Raw genomic sequence first — 2,811 nt, forward strand, 5'->3', positions numbered from 1 at the left:
CGGCCACCTGCCCCGTTTCAGCCTGGACGATGTGCTTTCGGTGCTCGACGGCAACCGCCTCGCCGGCGGCTATGCGCTGCTCAGCGGTTCCTTTCTCACCGACGATCTTACGCGCGACTATGGCGCGCTCTTCGACTGGGCCGAAGCGAACCGCATCGCCGTCGCGCTCGACACGGGATGGCCGATCGACGGCTGGACCGAGGCGAATTGCGCGGCGGCGCGCGGCTGGCTGTCGCGCTGCGAACTGGCGCTCTTCAACGAGGTCGAGACGACGACATTGGCCGGCCTGGCAAACCCGGCGGAAGCGGCCCGCAAGATCCGCGACGGCATGAAGGCAGGGGCGACCGTCGTGGTCAAACGCGGACCGGACGGCGCGATCGCCATCGGCCCCGACGGCGAGGTCATCGAAGTGCCGGCACCGCGCGTCGCTGTCGTCGACACGATCGGCGCCGGCGACGTCTTCAACGCCGCCTTCCTGGCCGCCCTGGCACAGGGACGCTCCCTTGAAAAGTGCCTGTCCGCCGCCATCCGGGTGGCTTCGCGCGCCATCTCAACCTTGCCCCGCGACTATGGCGGGCCGACCCAATTCGAGGATGCCGTCCATGAGCGCGCTTGAGATCAGCGACGTCCGCAAGAGTTACGGCAGCGTCGAGACGCTGAAAGGCATCGACATCGCGCTCGAAAACGGCGAGTTCTTGGTGTTGCTCGGGTCGTCCGGCTGCGGCAAGTCCACTTTGCTCAACATCATCGCCGGTCTTGCCGAAGCAACCAGCGGCGACGTGCTGATCGGCGGCCGTTCAGTGCTTGGCGTGCATCCGAAGAACCGCGACATCGCCATGGTCTTCCAGTCCTACGCGCTCTATCCGAACCTGACGGTGAGCCGCAACATCGGCTTCGGCCTGGAGATGCGCAAGGTTCCCGCCACCGAGCGCGACAAGGCGGTGCGCGAAACCGCGAAGCTCCTGCAGATCGAGACCCTGCTCGACCGCAAGCCCGGCCAGTTGTCCGGCGGGCAGCGCCAGCGCGTCGCCATCGGCAGGGCGCTGGTGCGCAAGCCGCAGGTCTTCCTGTTCGACGAGCCGCTCTCCAATCTGGACGCCAAGCTGCGCCTGGAAATGCGCACCGAGCTGAAGCGTCTGCATGAGATGCTCAAGACCACCGTCGTGTACGTCACCCATGACCAGATCGAGGCGATGACGCTGGCGACGCGGATTGCGGTCATGCGCGACGGCCGCATCGAACAGCTGGGCCCCCCGGAAGAAATCTACAACGAGCCGGCGACGGTCTATGTCGCCGGCTTCGTCGGCGCGCCGGCGATGAACATGCTGGAAGCGACGCTCGAGGACGGCAAGCTCGTCATCGTCGGCACGGATGCGCGGCTGGCGCTGCCGGCACGCTATGCGGGAGCGGTCCGCAACGGTGCTTCGGTTGTCGTCGGCATCAGGCCCGAAGCGCTCGGCCTCGGGCCAGGCAGCAGCGCCGACTTGTCGCTTCCGGTCGAGATCGAGGTCGTCGAACTGACCGGGCCTGAGCAAGTCACCACCGCCGGGGTCGGGTCGCAGAAATTGACGGCAACCCTGCCGCCGCAAGCTCGCCTTGCCAAAGGTCAGCCATGCGCTTTTGTGTTCGACCCGGACGCGCTGCGCCTGTTCGACCCGGCGACGGGACAGGCGTTCTGAGGGGCGGCGTTTCCGCGCGGGAGACAACCATCTTGACGCTACGGGCGTGGAGACGTCGTCATGCTGTGCATATTGGGCAATGGGGGATTACATGAAAAAAACCTATGAGAAGCCGACACTGCGCAAGCGTCAGAGACTGTCTGGCGTCACGGCAGCGTGCACGCCTTCTACTTGCGTGGACTGACCGCTTAAAGCGCGTCGCGATCCTTTGGATTCGCTCCATGCGCTTTAGGCCTTTTGGTTTTACGCATGTCTTTATCCCGAAACCGGTTCCCACTTCGGGAGACATGCTTTAAGCGAAAGGTGCGAGCTGATACGAGCAGTGGAGCGGTTCGCCGTTTTCGTAAAACGGTGAACCGCTGAGCCGCTAAGGACCGCGCCTTCAATCGATGTCGAACGAGACGCCCTGCGCGAGCGGCAGCGCCTTGGAAAAATTCACCGTGTTGGTGGCGCGACGCATATAGGCCTTCCAGGCGTCCGAGCCGCTCTCGCGGCCGCCGCCGGTCTCCTTCTCGCCGCCGAAAGCCCCGCCGATCTCGGCGCCCGAGGTGCCGATATTGACGTTGGCGATGCCGCAGTCCGAGCCGTCGACGCCGAGGAAGCGCTCCGATTCCTGCAGGTCGCGGGTGAAGATCGACGACGACAGGCCGGCGCCCACGGCATTGTGCAATTCGAGCGCTTCGTCGAAATCGGAATATTTCATCACGTAGAGGATCGGGGCGAAGGTCTCTTCCGTCACCGGCGAGACTTGGCTGGGCATCTCGACCAGCGCCGGATGCACGTAATAGGCGTCCGGATGACCGTTTTCGACGCGCGCGCCGCCCGTCACCTTGCCGCCATGCGCCTCGGCCTCCTTGAGCGCCTTCTGCATGTTGTCGAAGGCCGCTTTGTCGATCAGCGGACCGACCAGCGCCTTGCCTTCCAGCGGATTGCCGACCGAGACGCTCTGATAGGCCTTCTTCAGCCGCGGCAGCAGCGCGTCATAGACGCTGTCATGCACGAACAGGCGTCTCAGTGTCGTGCAGCGCTGGCCAGCGGTGCCCATGGCGCCGAAGGCGATCGCGCGCAGCGCCATGTCGAGATCGGCGGTGGGCGGCCCGCTGCCTGCATTTTTGCCGCCAAGCCCGTGCCC

Annotated in this window: 3 protein-coding genes; 2 read left to right on the forward strand and 1 reads right to left on the reverse strand. The window is 65.2% G+C overall.

The features are described from left to right. Both EOA27_RS30520 and EOA27_RS30525 read left to right on the forward strand, forming a co-directional pair. Window positions 1–616: PfkB family carbohydrate kinase (locus EOA27_RS30520; protein ID WP_127257983.1), on the forward strand; the 616-nt coding region annotated here is incomplete at its 5' end. Further along, complete coding sequence (locus EOA27_RS30525; protein WP_126081555.1) at window positions 603–1,679, forward strand: ABC transporter ATP-binding protein; 1,077 nt, start codon at window positions 603–605, stop codon at window positions 1,677–1,679. The genes EOA27_RS30520 and EOA27_RS30525, both read left to right, overlap by 14 nt. A gap of 382 nt (window positions 1,680–2,061) precedes the next feature. Here EOA27_RS30525 and EOA27_RS30530 read toward each other — a convergent pair. Next, on the reverse strand, window positions 2,062–2,811 hold a 750-nt coding region (locus tag EOA27_RS30530; protein ID WP_127257985.1), incomplete at its 5' end, for an aldehyde dehydrogenase family protein.

Origin of the sequence: Mesorhizobium sp. M2A.F.Ca.ET.037.01.1.1, assembly GCF_003998075.1 — a bacterium.
Taxonomy (GTDB): domain Bacteria; phylum Pseudomonadota; class Alphaproteobacteria; order Rhizobiales; family Rhizobiaceae; genus Mesorhizobium.